This window comes from Metapseudomonas resinovorans (assembly GCF_002003485.1).
In the GTDB taxonomy this organism is placed as follows: domain Bacteria; phylum Pseudomonadota; class Gammaproteobacteria; order Pseudomonadales; family Pseudomonadaceae; genus Metapseudomonas; species Metapseudomonas resinovorans_D.
Genome location: NZ_BDMA01000031.1, coordinates 16,779 through 31,685, shown reverse-complemented (window position 1 = coordinate 31,685; position 14,907 = coordinate 16,779). Strand labels below are relative to the sequence as shown.

Genomic DNA, 14,907 nt, shown 5'->3' with positions numbered 1-14,907 from the left:
TCTACCCATCCTACGGTTCTTCCCGGTGGGAGAGGGTGAGGGCCTGTAGCCTCATTTCGCGAATGAATTCGCTCCCACAGGTTTCCCTGCATCAGCCCGGGATCCCAGCATCAATCCCCCCGCTAGCACCAGCCCTGCTCCTGCCACATAGAGCGCCGGTTGCAGGTCGCCGCTGACATGGCTGCTCACCGCCGCCAGCAGCGGCCCAGCTAATTGCCCCAAGGCGAAGGCGGCGGTCAGCAGGCCGACATTGCGGGCGTGGCCGTGCGGGTCCAGTTCGCGGGCGTACTGCATCACCAGCTGCATGCCGGCGAGGAAGGGACCGCCGCTGAGGATCACCCCCAGTACCAGTCCGGCCATGCCCGGCAGGGCGCAGGCGAGGGTGCCCGCTGCCTGTAACCAGAGCGCGACCACCAGCCAGCGGCGGGTACCACCCGGTCGCTGACGACGCAGGCTTACCAGCAATACACCGAGCGCAGCCGCAAGTCCGAAGGCGGGCCAGAACAGGTCCGCCTGCCATTGCCCATGGAAACGCGCGGCGGCCATCTGCGAAAGAAAGGTGGCGGGAATGATGTAGCCCAGGCCCACCAGGCCATAGGCCGCGAGCAGGGCATACAGTGCGCGTGGTCGTTGCCGTGCGGGTTGCGCGGTCGCCGTGGTGGGCGTCTGCGGATGTGGCAGCAGCGGCTGGACGATCAGGGTTAGCACCAGGGCGAGGCCGCCGAAGGCGAGCCAGATGGCGGCGGAACCCTGGCCTTGCAGGTTCAGTTCAAGGGCCAGGAGCCCGGTGAGCATCACCCCAAAGGCGGGGCCGGCGAACACCAGGCTGCCCAAGCGCGGCCGAATGGCTTCGGCGGCGATGCGCTGGCTGAGGCCGGTCACGACTACCAGCACCCAGGCGCTGGTCACGCCCAGGCCGAAGCGCAGCAATGCATGGGGCCAGAAGCCTTCGACCGGCACCGACACGAGGGTCAGCAGGACGGTGGCCCAGAGGCCCAGGACCAGCCGCAATCGCGCCTGGCGCGGCGAGCTGGCGCGGAATGCATCCAACGCGCCGACCAAATAACCCAGGTAGTTGGCCGCCGCCACCAGGCCAGCACCGGTCAGACTCACTTGACCTTCGGCGATCAGGTGCGGGAGCTGCGGGGTGAGGGCGAAGCGGCCGACCCCCATGGCCACCAACAGGGCCGTGAAGCAGGCAAGCAGTCGGATCAGCGGGGACATGGGGAGGACTCCGGAGCAGATCATCGGGATTCCATCCTAGGCACTGGTGTTGTTCATGAAAAACGAATAAAACAGAACGAAGTTGTTCTCTTTTGTTGAATGGTGAATCCATGGAACTCAGCCAGCTCCGCATTTTCCAGGCCGTGGCCGAGGAGGGCTCCATTACCCGCGCCGCGTCCCGTCTGCACCGGGTGCCGTCCAATCTCTCCACGCGCCTCAAGCAACTGGAAGAGAACCTGGGGGTGGAGCTTTTCCTGCGTGAACGGCAGCGCCTGACCCTGTCGCCGGCGGGCAAGGTGCTGCTGGGATACGCCGAACGCATGTTCGCCCTGCAGGCGGAGGCCGAGGCGGCCTTGCGCGGCGGCGAGCCGGCGGGGGATTTCGTCATCGGCTCGATGTTCAGCACCGCTGCGATCCACCTGCCGCCCATGCTGGTGCGTTACCACCGCACCTGGCCGTCGGTGAACTTGCAGGTGCAGACCGCGCCCAGCGGTGAGCTGCTGGACGGCCTGCTGGGCGGGCGCCTGGATGCCGCGCTGGTGGACGGCCCGGTGGAGTTCGCCGAGCTGGACGGGCTGCCGATGTTCGAGGAAGAAATGGTGCTGATCACCGAGGCCAGCCATGGACCGGTGCGCTCGGCCGAAGATGTAGCGGGCCTGGAGGTCTACGCGTTTCGCCAAAGCTGCTCTTATCGGCGACGGTTGGAGGGCTGGTTCGTGGCTTCGCGGGTGCCGATGTCGCCGCCCATGGAAATCGAGTCCTACCACAGCATGCTGGCCTGCGTGATTGCTGGCGGCGGCATCGCCCTGGTGCCGCGTTCGATGTTGAACAGCTTGCCGGGTCGGGAAGAGGTACGGGTGCATGAACTGGGCGCGCCGTTCGATCGCGCCACCACCTGGCTGATGTGGCGCAAGGGCATGCTTGGCGCCAACCTGCGCGCCTGGATCGATCTGCAGCAGGGGCGAAGCGATGCGTGACAGTCGCCGATTCCCGAGTAGGGTGCGCCGTGCGCACCGATGCATCTGCTCACCGGCAAGCTGGTGCGCGCAGCGCACCCTACGTTGTGTTCTGGAGAGGAACTGCGCGAGCGAATCGAGATACATCGGCATTTGCACTGAAATTTCAGTAAGTAAGCGCCGATTCTCCGGTAAGACGTTTCTCGGATACCGTTCAGCGGTTTGATTCAGATCAGTAGGAAATTTCCCGGTGGGCGTATTTTGGATCTTGCCGGGAGCAACTAAGCTCCAGACGAGGGTGGTTCAAGAAGCAAGGGCCACCCGACCAACTTCCCAGGAAAGGGGGTCGAGATGAAGAAGCGGCTAGATGCGTGGATGTGGCAATTGGGTGTCGCGCTGGGCCTGATCGAGGCACCGCGCCTGCAACCCATTCCGGTCCGCAGTGAAGAGCAGCGCCGTCTCGCCGAGCAGCGCCGCCAGAAAAGGTAACCGGTTTACTCGTGGGCCTTTAGCCAGCTGTCCGCCAGCTGGCGCAGACGCTCACCGGAAAAACTGGGGAAATGACCGCCATGCACGGTGCGCACCGGAAGGTCGCGCAGCCGTGTAAGGCTTTTCGCGTAATCCTCCAGATTCGAGTGGTAGGCGTTATCGATCAGCGGACCGTCATAGACGATATCGCCGCTGAACAGAGTTTGCGTCTTCGCTTCCCACAGGCTGATGCCGCCCGGTGAATGACCGGGGGTATGCAGTACCTCCAGGACCCGATCACCCAGGTCCAGCACATCGCCCTCATCGATCAGCCGCGTAGCCGGCGCCGCCTTCACCTGGTACTCGGCGTAGCACAGCGGGCAGTCCGGGTGCGCTTCGAACATCTCATCGCCGACATAGTCCGTCGCCAGGGTATTGGCCCCGGTGGGGGTGGCCAGGATGTCCGCTTCCGCCGGGTGAACCAGCCGCTCGGGAAACTCGTGGTGGCCGGCGATGTGGTCGAAATGCGTGTGGCTGGCCACCGCCAGCAATGGCCGCTGGGTGAGCCAGGGCAATTGTTCGCGCAGGCTGACCACGCCGGAGCCGGAGTCCACCAGCAGGTCACGGTCGCGGCCCTGGATATGCCAGATGTTGCAGCGGTAGAAGGGCCGCACGAAGGGTTCGCTGATCAGGCTGATGCCATCGTAGCGGTGCTCGACTTCGAACCATTGGTCGCGGCTGACGATTTTCATGGGGTGCTCCGTGCATGGAATGCCATGGGCAAATCTGTAGGGGCGAATTCATTCGCCAAGCAGACCGCAGGTCTGCCCTGCATAACAGCTGGGGGCAGCTTCGCCGCCCTTGGCGAATGAATTCGCCCCTACAAGGTTAGGTTCTCTTGCCCCGAATAAAAAAGCCCCGGTCGGCGGGTGCCGGACCGGGGCGGGAAATGCCGCCTCCGGGGAGAGGCGGCAGTGCATGTCAGGCCAGTTCGCCGGCAGTTTCCGAACGACGGGACAGCAGGCTGACCACCACGAAGCTCACCAGGCCCACGGCCAGGCTGTAGTAGATCGGGGTGTTGGCTTCCAGGCCGTCGGTGAACATGAACACCAGGGCGGTGACGCAGCCCAGGAACATGCTGGCGATGGCGCCTGCGGTGGTGGCGCGCTTCCAGTAGATGGCGCCCAGCAGCGGAATCAGCATGCCGCCGACCAGCAGGTTGTAGGCCAGGGTCAGGGCGCCGAGCACGTCGTTGACGATGAGCGCGATGACCAGCACGGCGATGCCGGTGAGCAGGGTGAACAGGCGGGTCATGCCGAGGCTGGATTCCTTGCCGCCACGCAGCTTGGGCAGCAGGTCTTCGGTGATGGTGGTGGAGGCGGCGAGCAGGCCGGCGCTGGCGGTGGACATCATCGCGGCCAGGGCAGCGGCGATCACCAGACCACGGATGCCGTCCGGCAGCGAGGCCTGGACGATGGCGGCGAAGGCGTTGTTGACGTTGTCCAGGTCGGGCAGCAGCACCTTGGCGCACATGCCGATCAGGGCACCTACCAGGCCGTAGATCACGCAGTAGACACCGGCGACGGTGCCGGCGTACTTGGCCACGCCTTCGCTGCGCGCGGTGAACACGCGCTGCCAGATGTCCTGGCCGATGAGGATGCCGAAGAAGTAGATCAGGAAGTAGGTGATGATCGTGTCATAACCGATGGTGGTGAAGTTGAAGGCGGTTTCCGGCAGCTTGGCCACCAGTTCGTCCCAGCCGCCCACGCGGTACAGGCAGATCGGCAGCAGCAGGAACATCAGGCCGACGGTCTTGATGATGAACTGCACGATGTCGGTCAGGGTCAGGGACCACATGCCGCCGATGGTGGAGTAGACCACCACCACGCCGCCGCCGAGTAATACGGAAATCCAGAACGGCAGGCCGAACAGCACTTCCATGACGGTGCCGATGGCCAGGGTGGAGACCACACCGATCATCAGCGCGTAGGCGAACATGATCACCGCGCTGGCCTGGCGGGCCATCGGGTTGTAGCGCCGCTCCAGGATCTGCGTAACGGTGAAGATGCGCAGCTTCAGCAGGGGCTTGGCCAGGAACAGGTTCAGCACGATGATGCCCGCGCCCAGGGCGGCGCAGAGCCAGAAACCGGAAATGCCATGGACGTAGCCCAGGCGCACGGTGCCGACGGTGGACGCACCACCGAGAACGGTGGCGGCCATGGTGCCCATGTAGAAGGCCGGGCCCAGGTTACGGCCGGCGACCAGGAACTCCTCATGGGACTTGGCGCGGCGCATGCCGTACCAGCCCAGCAGCAGCATGCCAGCGGCATAGATCAGTACTACGAAAATATCCAAAGCCATTTCAGGTCTCTCTATCTATTGTTGTTGCCACGACTTTGAGGCCGCGACAGGTGTTGCAAGGCGCGCAACGCTTCACACTGCGCCTCTTGAATTCGTCCTAGTCCTTGTATTCCGGGCATTCCCTTTCGAGCTTGCGCAGCCAGGCTTCCCAGACCAGCTGGCGCTGCCATTCGCAGGCCTGGAACTGCTCGCAGGCGTGCACGCTGAGCTCGTTCGGCATCTCGCGGATGCCGCGCAGCGACGAGGCGGCGACTTGTATCTCGCACGCCTTGTTCAGGTAGTACATGACGTAGAAGGCATCGGCGACGCTGGCACCGACGCTGAGCAGCCCGTGGTGGCGCAGCATCAGGGCGATGTTGTCGCCGAGGGAGTCCACCAGGCGCTCGCGCTCACCCAGGTCCAGGGCGATGCCTTCATAGGTGTGGTAGCCGACGCGCTGATGGAACTCGGCGCTGATCTGGTTGAGCTGGGCCAGGCCGTTGTCCGAGGCGGCCACCGCCATACCCGCGAGGGTATGGGTGTGGATCACGCAGTGGGCATCGGCACGGGCCATGTGCACCGCGCTGTGAATGGTGAATCCGGCGATGTTGTAGTCGGCGTTGCCTTCCACCACACGGCCGTGCATGTCGACCACTATCAGGTCGCTGGCGCGGATTTCCTCGAACATCAGCCCGAACGGGTTGATCAGGAAACGCGGCTCCACGCCCGGCAGGCGCACCGAGAAATGGGTGTAGAGGGTGTCATCCCAGCCGAACAGGGCGGCCAGCCGGTAGGCGGCCGCCAGGTCACGACGCAGGATGGCTTCGTTCTGTGCGTTCATCAGTGACGGATCTGCGAGAGGAATGCGCGGGTTCGCGGATGCTGCGGGTTGTCGAAGAACTCGTTCGGGGTCGCGGTTTCCACGATCTGGCCCGCGTCCATGAACACCACGCGGTCGGCCACCTTGCGGGCGAAGCCCATTTCGTGGGTCACGCAGAGCATGGTCATGCCGTCCTGGGCCAGCTCGGTCATCACTTCGAGTACTTCGCCGACCATTTCCGGGTCCAGCGCCGAGGTGGGCTCGTCGAAGAGCATCACCTTGGGGTTCATGCACAGGGCACGAGCAATGGCCACGCGCTGCTGCTGGCCGCCGGAAAGCTGGCCGGGCTTCTTGTGGGCCTGGGAGCCGATGTGCACCCGGTTCAGGTAACGCAGGGCGAGCTCCTCGGCTTGCTTGCGGCCCATGCCGCGCACCTTCATCGGTGCCAGGGTGCAGTTCTCCAGCACCGTCATGTGGGGGAACAGGTTGAAGTTCTGGAACACCATGCCGACTTCGCGGCGCACGTGGTCGCTACCGGACTTGGTGGAGATGTCCTGGTCCTCGACTGTGATGGTGCCGCTGTCATGGGGATTGAGGCGGTTGATGCAGCGGATCAGCGTCGACTTGCCAGAGCCCGACGGGCCGCAGATGACGATCTTCTCGCCCTGGCGTACCGACAGGTTGATGCCCTGGAGTACCTGGAAATCGTCATAGTGCTTGCCGACGTTCTGCAGACGGATGATTTCGTTCATGGCGGGCTCCTCAGATACGGCGCATACGAGCCAGGGTGCGTTGCACCAGGCCGACGGATTTGCTGCTGGCACCGCCCTGGGCATCCCAGGACAGGCGTCGTTCGAGGCCGCTTTGCATCCAGGTCAGGGTGTAGACCATGACGAGGTAGTAAACGAGGGCGACGGCGTAGTACTCGGAGAACTGGAAGGTGGTGGAGACCGTCTGCGAGGTGACCGCCATCAGTTCCTGCAGGGAGATGACCGAGGCCAGCGAGGTGATCTTCAGCAGGGTGATGAATTCGTTGGCCGTCGGCGGCACGGCGATGCGCGCAGCCTGGGGCATGATGACGTAGCGGAAGGTGTGCCAGCGCGACAGGCCGAGGGCGTGGCCCGCGGCGTACTGGCCCTTGTCGACGGCCTTCAGTGCGGCGCGGTTGATCTCCACCTGGTAGGCGGCTTCGTTGAGCGACAGGGCGATCCAGGCCGCGATGAATGGGGTGAACCATTCTTCACGGAACACCGGGAAGAATTGCGGCAGGGCGTTCCACACGAACAGCAGTTGCAGCAGGGTCGGCGCGCCACGGAAGACGCTGAGAACCCCGCGCAGGGAGCTGCGCCAGACACTCGGCGGACCGTCCAGGGCCAGGGCGCAAGGAATGGAAATGAGGATACCCACCGAGTGGGACACCAGCGCCAGGATCAGGGTGATGCAGGCACCGCGGAAAAAGTGCCAGGACGTCAGGGCGTCAAAGAAGACAGTCACATCGAAGTTCATGTACGTGTCCTGCGTGAATGAAAGCGTGCCGTTGCACCCTCTCCCGCAAGCGAGAGAGGGGCGGGCGGTTGGCCGTGCTTACTGCGCGGCGGTTTCCAGGTTGGCTGGATCGAGCTTCCATTTCTCGGCGATGGCCTTGAGGGTTCCATCGGCCTTCAGAGCAGACACGGCGTCCTGGACGGCCTGCTTGTCTTCCGGATTGGGGCGCATGTAGGCGCCGAAGATGTCCTTCTCGGGGAATGCGTAGAGGGTCTTGAACTGGCCCGGGGTCTGCAGCTCGCGGTAGGCCAGCTCGGTGTCCTGGGACAGGCCGGCGGCGGCGCGGCCGACCAGCACTTGCTGGGCGACGTCACTGCCTTTCGGGTAGGTCTGGAGCACGGCCGGGGTCTTGCCAGCGGCCTTCAGGTCGGCGTTGAGCTTTTCCATGATGGTCACGTAGCGGGTGCCGGATTGAACGGCCACCACCTTGCCGGACAAGTCGTCGAGGGTGTTCAGCTTGATATCGCCCTTGCCGCTGCCGAAGACGATGGTGGCGCTGGCCAGGTAAGGCACAGCGTTCAGTTTCTGCACACGCTCCGGGGTGATCAGGGTGCCGCTGATGACGGCGTCGCAACGCTTGGCATCCAGGCCCGGCAGCAGGCCGGTGAACTCGGTGACGATGAATCGCGGCTTGACGCCCCAGTGCTTGGCCAGCGCGCGGATCAGGTCCGCGTCGAAGCCGCTGGGCTCGCGGTCACCGGTTTTCTCGAAGAACTCCAGCGGCGGGAAGGTCGGGTCGGAACAGACCTGGAAGCTTCCCGAACTCACGAACGAAGGTTTGCTGTCGGCGGCCATCGCGCCACCGCTGAGGGTGGCGGCGAAGAGACCGGCGAGGGCAAACAGTTTCAGCGGACGATTGGTCATCGTGTAACTCCTTCAAGGCGTTTTGCAGTGGTTGTTGTTGTTAGGCAGTCGCAAAAAAGGTGGAGCTGTTTCTTCGTTGTTACGCGGCTTCAGGCAAAACCTGAGTGGACGCTTGGGAAGTCTTGCCCGAGGGGACCCAACGCGGACCTTTGGGACCGTAGACGGCGGCCGGTTCCGGGAAGATCGCCAGCAGTACCAGGTACAGCAGGGCGGCCGTGCCCAGGGTGGCCGGAAGGCTGATATCGATGCCACCGGCCAGCTCGCCAAGCGGGCCGACGAACTGGCCCGGGAGGTTCACAAAGCATAGGCCCACTACGGCGCTCGGGATCCAGGCGCCCATGCCGCGCCAGTTCCAGCCGTTGGTGAACCAGTAGCGGCCGCCGGACTGGCCACGGGTGAAGACCTGCAGGTCGTCCGGGCAGTAGAAGCCGCGGCGGATGATCAGGCCGAGGATCATGATCACCATCCAGGGGCTGGTGCAGGTGATGATCAGCACGGCGAAGGTGGACACGCTCTGCACCAGGTTGAAGGCGAAGCGGCCGATGAAGATGAAGCCGATGGACAGCACGCCGATCATCACGGTGGCCTGCACACGATTGAGCAGACGCGGGAAGACCGAAGACATGTCCAGGCCGGTGCCGTAGAGCGAAGTGGTGCCGGTGGACATGCCGCCGATCACCGCAATCAGGCACACCGGCAGGAAGAACCAGGCCGGGGATACGGCCAGCAGGCCGCCGACGTAGTTGTTCTGAGCGATGTAATCCGGTGCCTGCACGGCAACGATGGTCGCGGTGACCAGGCCGAACAGGAAGGGAATCAGGGTGGCGAACTGCGCGGCGATCACGGCCAGCATGATGCGCTGCTTCGAGGTGTCACGCGGGATGTAGCGCGACCAGTCGCCGAGGAAGGCGCCGAAGGAAACCGGGTTGCTCATGGCCAGCAGGGCGGCGCCGATGAATGCGGCCCAGAAGCCTTCCTGGCCGAGGTTCACGGAACCGGCGTAGGCGGCGTCGAACGGACCGGCGAAGGCGGCCACGCCGAGCAGGAACATGACGCTGGCCGCCCACACGGCGACCTTGTTCACCAGCAGCATGAAGCGGAAGCCGTAGATGCACACCACCAGCACCAGCACGGCGAACAGGCCGTAGGCCAGGCCGAGGGTCAGGTCGGTTTCCGGCAGGTCGAACAGGCGCTTGGCACCGCCCACCAGGGCGTCACCGGAGCTCCAGACCGACAGGGAAAAGAATGCGATTGCAGTGAGCAGGGAGAGGAAGGAACCAACGATACGACCATGCACGCCGAAGTGAGCGCCCGAGGACACAGCGTTGTTGGTGCCGTTCAGCGCGCCGAACACGCCCATGGGAGCGAGGATCAGCGAACCGACCAGCACGCCCAGCAGGATGGCCCAGAAGCCAGCCTCGAAAGACAGGCCGAACAGCACCGGGAAGCTGCCGAGTACAGCGGTGGCGAAGGTGTTTGCGCCGCCGAAGATCAGGCGGAACAAGTCCAGGGGGCCGGCATCCCGTTCGTGATCGGGGATCTGTTCGACACCGTGGGTTTCTATTCGGGTGACTGCGTGATCGTTGTTGTTGTTATGCATTTCTTACTCTCCCAGGGAGCCTTGTCAGGTCGGCGGCAGATGCGCCGGCATGGCCGACAAGTGCTCGTGACAGGCCAACCAGTGGCCGCTTTCTTGTTGCCGACGGAAAACGATGGTTTCCCGCTCACGGCTTTCTATTTCTTCACCCTGGATGCGCAGGCGCGTGGCGACGTCGTGGTAGAAGATCGCCACGTCGCCTTGCAGGCTCACCACGGGGTTGAGGGATTCGCACGCCAGCACCTCGAAACCGTCGCGCTGCCAGCTTTCCCACAGCTCGCGATAGGCCGCGCGGGTGGGCAGCGGCTTGTCACAGGTGTGGAAGACGAAGCTGGCGTCTTCGCTGAAGGCAGCGAAGTAGGCTTCGGTATCGTTCGCGGCGAAGGCGGCCACCAGCGTGCTGGCGGCCTCCAGGACGTGTTGCTGTTCGCTCATGGCTGGACTCAACGACGCTCTACGCCCGGCAGGATGCAGAGCATTTCGTAGAGCAGGTTGGCGCCCAGCAGCGAGGTGTTGCCGGTGGTGTCGTAGGGCGGGGAGACTTCGACCAGGTCGCAGCCGATGACGTCCAGGCCCTGGCAGCCACGGATGATTTCCATCGCCTGGATGGTGGTCAGGCCGCCGATTTCCGGGGTGCCGGTACCGGGCGCCCAGGCCGGGTCGATGCCGTCGATGTCGAAGGAGAGGTAAACCGGGCCGCCGCCGACTTTCTCGCGGACTTCGGCCATCAGCGGAGCCAGCGACTGGTGCCAGCACTCTTCGGCCTGCACGACGCGGAAGCCCTGCTTGCGGCTCCAGTTGAAGTCTTCGGCGGTGTAGCCCTGGGCGCGCAGGCCGATCTGCACCACGCGGTCGCAATCCAGCAGGCCTTCTTCCACGGCGCGGCGGAAGGTGGTGCCGTGGGCGATCTTCTCGCCGAACATGTTGTCGTTGACGTCGGCGTGGGCGTCGATGTGCACCAGGCCCACCTTGCCGTGCACCTTGTTGATGGCACGCAGGATCGGCAGGGTGATGGTGTGGTCGCCACCCAGGGTCAGCGGGACGATGCCGTGGGCGAGGATGCGGTCGTATTCCTGCTCGATGATGCGCACGGCTTCCAGCAGGTTGAAGGTGTTGATTGCCACGTCGCCGATGTCGGCCACGTTCAGCGAATCGAAGGGGGCAGCGCCGGTCGCCATGTTGTACGGGCGGATCATCACCGATTCGGCGCGGATCTGGCGCGGGCCGAAGCGGGTACCCGAACGCAGGGAGGTGCCGATGTCCAGCGGAACGCCGACGAAAGCGGCATCCAGGGCATTGAGTTCTTCAGGGGATTGGATGTGCGGCAGGCGCATCATGGTGGCGATACCGCCGAAACGGGGCATCTCATTGCCGCCCAGGGGCTGATGGAGTTTTTTGTCCACGGGGTGGCCTCACGGTTGTTGTGGTTGTAGGTAGTTGGCGGATTCTGGTGACAGTGCCATCACGAACAAATCGCTGGCGGCAAATAATTACTTCAAGGATTTCTAAACTATCGGGAGCGGGTAAGATGGCCACCTGCCGACAGGGGCGTGGTCTCTTGTAGGGGCGAATTCATTCGCCAAGGGCTGCGCAGCGGCCCCGATCGGCTCCAGGGAAGGGGCAGGACTGCGTCCTGCTTGGCGAAAGAATTCGCCCCTACATCGTTCGTTTGCACCTGGAACCGAGAGTGTCCCCATGTCCACCCCCATGCCCGACCTGAAACTCCTGCGCATCTTCGCCAGCGTGGTCCGCAACCAGGGCTTCGCCGCGGCGCAGCAGGAGCTCAATCTCTCCACTTCCGCCATCAGCACCTACATGAGCCAGCTGGAAGGCGCAGTGGGCCTGACCCTCTGCCATCGCGGGCGCGGTGGGTTCAGCCTGACCAGCAAGGGTGAGCTGTACTACCAGGAGACCCTGCGTCTGTTGGGAGAACTGGAAAGCTTCGAGCGCTACTCCGCGTCCCTCAAGGGCGAGCTGCGCGGCACGTTGAATCTCGGGGTGCTGGACTCCACTGTGAGCGACCCGGCCTTGCCGCTGGCGGAAGTGATCGGTGCCTACAGCCAGGAGCATGCGGCGGTGCACCTGCACCTGTCGGTGATGAGCCCCTACGACCTGCAACTCGGCGTGCTCGACAACCGCCTGGACCTGGCCATTGGCGCCTTCTCCACACGGATGAATGGGCTGGTCTACCAGCCGCTCTATCGTGAGCAGCACTGGCTCTACTGCTCTGAACGCCACCCGCTTTACAACGAACGGCGCATTCCCGCCGAGCTCATCACCCAGCAGCGCATGGTCGGGCGCGGCTACTGGAGCCAGGCGGAACTGGCGCGCCATGGCTTCAAGCACAGTGCGGCGACCGTGGAGTCCATGGAGGCGCAGTTGATCCTGGTGCTGTCCGGCGCCTACATCGGCTACCTGCCGGAGCACTACGCGCAGCCCTGGGTCGAACAGAAAAGCCTGCGCGCGCTGCTGCCGGCGACCTTCGGCTACCAGGCGCCATTCTCGATGATCCTGCGCCGGGGGCGGGCCAAGGAACCGTTGATCCTCACCTTCCGCGACCTGCTGCGGGCGCAGTTGAACCTGCGCTGAGTTTCACGGATGTAACCCGGATGCCCTGTGGCAAAATGCGTCTCCCAGGAGACCCCTCATGCCCCGCCCGAGTTGCCCGCGCTGCCAGCGCCCCGAATCCCACTGCCTGTGCCCGCTGATTCCGCACCTGGCGAGCCGCACCCGCGTGCTGCTGTTGCAGCATCCGAGCGAGGTGAACCATGCGCTGAATACCGCGCGCCTGGCCGCCCTGGGGCTGGCGAATGCAGAGCTGCGCGTGGGCGAGCGCTTCACCGATCTGGCCGAGACATTCGCCGATACCCGCTATCGTGCCTGCCTGCTGTTCCCCGGCGATGACGCACGCCCCGTGGCAGAAGTGGCCAGTGACGACCCGCGCCCCCTCCTGCTGGTGGTGCCCGATGGCACCTGGCGCAAGGCGCGCAAGCTGCTCTATCTCAACCCCGAACTGAAAGCCTTGCCCAGGGTGACCCTGCCCGAGGGCCTGACCTCCCGCTACCGCCTGCGCAAGGCGCCGATGGCCGGGGCGCTTTCTACCCTCGAAGCCATCGTTGCCGCCCTCGACATCCTCGAAGCGCCCACGCGATACGACGACCTGCTACGGCCGTTCGAAGCGCTGATCCAGGGGCAGATCGAAGCGATGGGGGAGGAGACCTTCAGGAAAAATCACGACTCGTGACGAGCGCCGATACCGGGCATTGGCACGGCCTGCTTCATGTTGGTACGAATCGCGAATGAATTCGCTCCCACAAATAGCCGCAGTCGTAGGGTGGATGACGCTCTTTTTATCCACCATCGGTGTCATGTCGGGCTCCGATCGGTGGAAATGAAAAGCGATTTCCACCCTACGGGCTACTCCAATCTACGGAATGTCCAGAAGAACCACTCCCAGTAGGTTGGTCCGAGCTACGCGAGGCCCAACGATCCAGAGTCGGACTTCGCGCGTTGGGCTTCGCTTCGCTCTGCGCCAACCTACGGGCGCTCGGAATCGCCGGTCGTGCGTAGGGTGGATGACGCTCTTTTCATCCACCATCGGTGTAAGGCAGGGCTCCGATCGGTGGAAATGAAAAGCGATTTCCACCCTACGGGGCTTGGAGCGAATTCATTCGCGAAGGGCCGATGGCCCGTGGGTCCGAATCGCGAATGAATTCGCTCCCACAAATGCTTCAACGCTCCCGCATCGCCTCCTGCCGCGCTTTCAGCACCGGTTTCAGCAGGTAATCCAGCACGCTCTTCTCTCCAGTGATGATGTCCACCGTGGCGACCATGCCGGGGATGATCAGTAGCGGGTGGTCGTCCTTGCCCAGGTGATTCTTATCGGTGCGCACCTGGATCAGGTAGAAGCTCTTGCCTTCCTCATCCTGAATGGTGTCGGCGCTGATCAGCTCCAGGCCCGCCTTGAGCCCGCCGTAGATGGTGTAGTCGTAGGCGGTGAACTTGACCATGGCTTTCTGGCCGGGATGGAGGAAGGCCACGTCCTGCGGTCGGATTCGCGCCTCGATCAGCAGGCTGTCTTCCAACGGCACCACTTCCACCAGGTCGCTGCCGGGCTGGACCACGCCGCCGATGGTGTTGACCTTGAGCTGCTTGATCACGCCGTGCACCGGCGAGACAACGGTGGTGCGGCTGACGCGGTCGTCGATGGCCTTGCTGGTGGAGGTGATCTTCGACAATTCAGTGCGCGCTTCGTTGAGCTCCTTGAAGGCGTCGGAGCGGAAGGAAAGACGGCTCTCTTCCATCTTCCGCTCGATCTCGGACACCGCTGATTCAGCGCGAGGAATGGCCAGGTTGGTGGCCTCCAGTTCACCTCGGGTTTCCACGGCACTGCGCTGCAGGCGGAGGATTTCCACCTGGGAGATGGCGCCGGCCTTCACCAGCGGTTGGGACATGTTCAGCTCCTGCTGGATCAGCCCGAGGCTGGAGCGGTACTGCTGGCTCTTGGAGCGGAACTCGGCCAGCTCCTGTTTCTTCTGCCTGAGTTGTTCGCTGAGGATGCGCTGCTCGCTTTCCAGGCGAGCGGTGCGCGCCTGGAAGAGGGATTTCTCGTCTTCAGCCAGTTGCGGCGCGTCGTGGGTGATCTCCTCGGGCAGCGCCATTTCGCGACCTTCGGCCTCCGCCGACAGGCGCTCCACCTTGGCCGTCAGCGCGAGTCGGTCGGCTTCGCTCTCGCCCTTGTTGGAACGGAAGCGGGTGTCGTCCAGACGCAGCAGCACGGTGCCCTTGTCCACCACCTGGCCTTCGCGCACGAGAATCTCCGAGACGATGCCGCCTTCGAGGTTCTGGATGATCTGGACCTTGCTGGAGGGGATGGCCTTGCCCTCGCCCGTGGTGACTTCGTCGAGCACCGCGAAATGCGCCCAGACCAGCGCCACCAGCAGCAGGGTGCAGGCCACCCAGACCGTGACGCGGGTTGCCCGCGGTGAATCCTCCGCCATGGCGCCGGCCACTTCCGGCATGAACTCGGCGTCGCTGCGATCGCGGCGGCCGAAGTAGGAGTTGGGCGATTCTGCGCTGGCCATGCTGTGTCT

15 protein-coding genes are annotated in these 14,907 nt (G+C 64.0%); 4 read left to right on the top strand and 11 right to left on the bottom strand.

All coding sequences use genetic code 11. The annotated features are described in order from the left end of the window. Positions 1–51: 51 nt before the first annotated feature. Positions 52–1,224 carry an MFS transporter gene (locus MnOB_RS09930; protein ID WP_077524061.1) on the bottom strand — a complete coding sequence of 391 codons (1,173 nt, stop codon included), beginning with the start codon at positions 1,222–1,224 and terminating at the stop codon, positions 52–54. Positions 1,225–1,334: 110 nt separating this feature from the next. On the opposite strand from MnOB_RS09930, the gene ptrR reads away from it, so the two are divergent. Both ptrR and MnOB_RS29020 read left to right on the top strand, forming a co-directional pair. After that, on the top strand, positions 1,335–2,201 hold the full coding sequence (gene ptrR, locus MnOB_RS09925) for a putrescine utilization regulator PtrR (protein WP_077524060.1): 867 nt from the start codon (positions 1,335–1,337) through the stop codon (positions 2,199–2,201). A 330-nt stretch (positions 2,202–2,531) separates the two neighbouring features. Beyond that, positions 2,532–2,669: a PA1414 family protein gene (locus MnOB_RS29020; RefSeq protein ID WP_199824516.1), complete on the top strand. Its 138-nt coding sequence runs from the start codon at positions 2,532–2,534 to the stop codon at positions 2,667–2,669. Between the two features lie 5 nt (positions 2,670–2,674). On the opposite strand, the gene MnOB_RS09920 is transcribed toward MnOB_RS29020, so the two are convergent. The 9 genes from MnOB_RS09920 to speB form a co-directional block, all read right to left on the bottom strand. Then, the gene (locus MnOB_RS09920) at positions 2,675–3,400 is read right to left on the bottom strand and encodes an MBL fold metallo-hydrolase (protein WP_077524059.1); all 726 of its coding nucleotides are present in this window, start codon (positions 3,398–3,400) and stop codon (positions 2,675–2,677) included. Positions 3,401–3,629: 229 nt separating this feature from the next. Then, positions 3,630–5,009: a sodium:solute symporter family protein gene (locus MnOB_RS09915; RefSeq protein ID WP_077524058.1), complete on the bottom strand. Its 1,380-nt coding sequence runs from the start codon at positions 5,007–5,009 to the stop codon at positions 3,630–3,632. Positions 5,010–5,106: 97 nt separating this feature from the next. Next, positions 5,107–5,829 carry a class II aldolase/adducin family protein gene (locus MnOB_RS09910; protein ID WP_077524057.1) on the bottom strand — a complete coding sequence of 241 codons (723 nt, stop codon included), beginning with the start codon at positions 5,827–5,829 and terminating at the stop codon, positions 5,107–5,109. After that, positions 5,829–6,560 (bottom strand): amino acid ABC transporter ATP-binding protein, encoded by a 732-nt coding sequence (locus MnOB_RS09905; RefSeq protein ID WP_077524056.1) that lies wholly within the window; start codon positions 6,558–6,560, stop codon positions 5,829–5,831. The genes MnOB_RS09910 and MnOB_RS09905 overlap by 1 nt, the downstream gene beginning before the upstream one ends. A 10-nt stretch (positions 6,561–6,570) precedes the next feature. Continuing rightward, positions 6,571–7,314: an amino acid ABC transporter permease gene (locus MnOB_RS09900; protein ID WP_077524055.1), complete on the bottom strand. Its 744-nt coding sequence runs from the start codon at positions 7,312–7,314 to the stop codon at positions 6,571–6,573. A gap of 78 nt (positions 7,315–7,392) precedes the next feature. Beyond that, a complete protein-coding gene (locus tag MnOB_RS09895; RefSeq protein ID WP_077524054.1) occupies positions 7,393–8,217 on the bottom strand; it encodes a transporter substrate-binding domain-containing protein in 825 nt (274 codons plus the stop codon). Between the two features lie 79 nt (positions 8,218–8,296). Continuing rightward, complete coding sequence (locus tag MnOB_RS09890; RefSeq protein ID WP_077524053.1) at positions 8,297–9,817, bottom strand: purine-cytosine permease family protein; 1,521 nt, start codon at positions 9,815–9,817, stop codon at positions 8,297–8,299. Between the two features lie 24 nt (positions 9,818–9,841). Beyond that, complete coding sequence (locus tag MnOB_RS09885) at positions 9,842–10,249, bottom strand: YybH family protein (RefSeq protein ID WP_077524052.1); 408 nt, start codon at positions 10,247–10,249, stop codon at positions 9,842–9,844. Between the two features lie 8 nt (positions 10,250–10,257). Next, on the bottom strand, positions 10,258–11,217 hold the full coding sequence (gene speB / locus MnOB_RS09880) for an agmatinase (protein WP_077524051.1): 960 nt from the start codon (positions 11,215–11,217) through the stop codon (positions 10,258–10,260). 292 nt (positions 11,218–11,509) lie between these two features. Between speB and MnOB_RS09875 the strand changes: the two genes are divergently transcribed. Continuing rightward, the gene (locus tag MnOB_RS09875) at positions 11,510–12,403 is read left to right on the top strand and encodes a LysR family transcriptional regulator (protein ID WP_077524050.1); all 894 of its coding nucleotides are present in this window, start codon (positions 11,510–11,512) and stop codon (positions 12,401–12,403) included. 58 nt (positions 12,404–12,461) lie between these two features. Continuing rightward, a complete protein-coding gene (locus MnOB_RS09870; protein ID WP_077524049.1) occupies positions 12,462–13,058 on the top strand; it encodes a tRNA-uridine aminocarboxypropyltransferase in 597 nt (198 codons plus the stop codon). Between the two features lie 487 nt (positions 13,059–13,545). Here MnOB_RS09870 and MnOB_RS09865 read toward each other — a convergent pair whose 3' ends face one another. Continuing rightward, on the bottom strand, positions 13,546–14,898 hold the full coding sequence (locus tag MnOB_RS09865; protein WP_077524048.1) for an HlyD family type I secretion periplasmic adaptor subunit: 1,353 nt from the start codon (positions 14,896–14,898) through the stop codon (positions 13,546–13,548). Between the last annotated feature and the right edge of the window lie 9 nt (positions 14,899–14,907).

Excerpts from the sequence above, each read along its gene's own strand:
- MnOB_RS09885 (WP_077524052.1), bottom strand. The coding sequence starts at position 10,249 with ATGAGCGAACAGCAACACGTCCTGGAGGCCGCCAGCACGCTGGTGGCC.
- MnOB_RS09865 (WP_077524048.1), bottom strand. The coding sequence starts at position 14,898 with ATGGCCAGCGCAGAATCGCCCAACTCCTACTTCGGCCGCCGCGATCGC.
- ptrR (WP_077524060.1), top strand. The coding sequence starts at position 1,335 with ATGGAACTCAGCCAGCTCCGCATTTTCCAGGCCGTGGCCGAGGAGGGC.
- MnOB_RS09900 (WP_077524055.1), bottom strand. The coding sequence starts at position 7,314 with ATGAACTTCGATGTGACTGTCTTCTTTGACGCCCTGACGTCCTGGCAC.
- MnOB_RS29020 (WP_199824516.1), top strand. The coding sequence starts at position 2,532 with ATGAAGAAGCGGCTAGATGCGTGGATGTGGCAATTGGGTGTCGCGCTG.
- MnOB_RS09915 (WP_077524058.1), bottom strand. The coding sequence starts at position 5,009 with ATGGCTTTGGATATTTTCGTAGTACTGATCTATGCCGCTGGCATGCTG.
- MnOB_RS09890 (WP_077524053.1), bottom strand. The coding sequence starts at position 9,817 with ATGCATAACAACAACAACGATCACGCAGTCACCCGAATAGAAACCCAC.
- MnOB_RS09870 (WP_077524049.1), top strand. The coding sequence starts at position 12,462 with ATGCCCCGCCCGAGTTGCCCGCGCTGCCAGCGCCCCGAATCCCACTGC.
- MnOB_RS09905 (WP_077524056.1), bottom strand. The coding sequence starts at position 6,560 with ATGAACGAAATCATCCGTCTGCAGAACGTCGGCAAGCACTATGACGAT.
- MnOB_RS09895 (WP_077524054.1), bottom strand. The coding sequence starts at position 8,217 with ATGACCAATCGTCCGCTGAAACTGTTTGCCCTCGCCGGTCTCTTCGCC.
- MnOB_RS09910 (WP_077524057.1), bottom strand. The coding sequence starts at position 5,829 with ATGAACGCACAGAACGAAGCCATCCTGCGTCGTGACCTGGCGGCCGCC.
- MnOB_RS09920 (WP_077524059.1), bottom strand. The coding sequence starts at position 3,400 with ATGAAAATCGTCAGCCGCGACCAATGGTTCGAAGTCGAGCACCGCTAC.
- MnOB_RS09875 (WP_077524050.1), top strand. The coding sequence starts at position 11,510 with ATGTCCACCCCCATGCCCGACCTGAAACTCCTGCGCATCTTCGCCAGC.
- MnOB_RS09930 (WP_077524061.1), bottom strand. The coding sequence starts at position 1,224 with ATGTCCCCGCTGATCCGACTGCTTGCCTGCTTCACGGCCCTGTTGGTG.